The 1,148-nt window shown below is 48.3% G+C and carries 2 protein-coding genes; both read right to left on the bottom strand.

The features are described 5' to 3' along the window. Positions 1–7: 7 nt before the first annotated feature. The gene (locus CLV97_RS18455; protein ID WP_211295800.1) at positions 8–565 is read right to left on the bottom strand and encodes an IS630 family transposase; all 558 of its coding nucleotides are present in this window, start codon (positions 563–565) and stop codon (positions 8–10) included. After that, positions 532–990: a helix-turn-helix domain-containing protein gene (locus tag CLV97_RS18450; RefSeq protein WP_211295799.1), complete on the bottom strand. Its 459-nt coding sequence runs from the start codon at positions 988–990 to the stop codon at positions 532–534. Before CLV97_RS18450 ends, CLV97_RS18455 begins: the two co-directional genes overlap by 34 nt. Positions 991–1,148 lie beyond the last annotated feature (158 nt).

Genomic DNA, 1,148 nt, shown 5'->3' with positions numbered 1-1,148 from the left:
TGCCCCTTCAGGCAACCTTGATCTTGTTTTGTTCTTTTAAGATGGCTTCGTGATGTTTGTTTTTGTTGCGCCAACGGATGTATGCTTGGATGGCTTTAGCCAATTCATCATGAGATGAATAATTGCTTCCTTCGAAAACGAACTTGCGAAGCGGGCCAAAATGACATTCAATCCGGTTTAACCAAGATGCATATGTCGGCGTATAGATCAACTCCACGTTGTTTTCACGGGCCCAAGTCTTGACTTTCTTATGGTGGTGAGGGGAAAAGTTGTCCAGCACAATGTACAACCGCTCACTCCGATGATAACGGCGACGCAACACCTTCAGAAATTGAAGCACATCTTGATGTCGCTTGGTTTTCTTGATGTGGGCGTATAGTTTGTCCGTTTTCAAATCCAACGCGGCAAACAAATGACGAACCCCATGCTTCCGCGTATAGGTGGCAGGCAAACGATCCGGTTTCTTCTGCGGAAACCAGCCTTTCCCGGGATACGGCTGAATGGAAAGGGGACCGAACTCGTCAACGCAGATCACTCGCCCGTCTTGGGGTGGATCGTTGTACAACTGTTCGATTCGTTTTTTTTCGTATGAAATTCGGGGTCATTGGATTCCTTCCACGTTTTGGTGTGTTGATAGGTGATCTTGGCTTCCGAAAGGATTTGGCGAATGGTTTCGATGCTGATCGAATCCACAATCCCCCGTTCTTCGGCCACCTGTTTCAGTTTGGAAAGAGACCAGTGGGTGAAAGGCAGTCCCAACACTCTGGGCGGAATTTGCGCGAGTTCAATGATTTCCGCACGTTGTTCCAGCGTAAAAGTTCGCGGGCGGCCGCCTCCATAACGGGGGTGAAGCGATTTCATACCTTCCTTATTAAACCGGTGAATCAACCGTCGAACGTGATCCTCGGATAGGTGATACAGTCGGGCGATGTTCGGGACGGTCATCTTTTGGGCGGATGCCAGAATAACCATTGCCCGCCGGACTTTCACCGGATGGGATCCTTTTCGAATGATATGTCTTAATTGATTGCCTTCCTTGGTGGTCAAGTCACGAACGAAAATCATTTCGATCACCTATGAATCCATTCGACCATGAGGTAACATTTTCCTTCGGAATTTCCCGATCTAAGTTAGTCGACGGGGCACTA

The sequence above is a fragment of the Planifilum fimeticola genome (assembly GCF_003001905.1).
In the GTDB taxonomy this organism is placed as follows: domain Bacteria; phylum Bacillota; class Bacilli; order Thermoactinomycetales; family DSM-44946; genus Planifilum; species Planifilum fimeticola.
The sequence above is the reverse complement of the archived record's forward strand: the minus strand, read 5'-3'. Positions and strand labels throughout refer to the sequence as shown.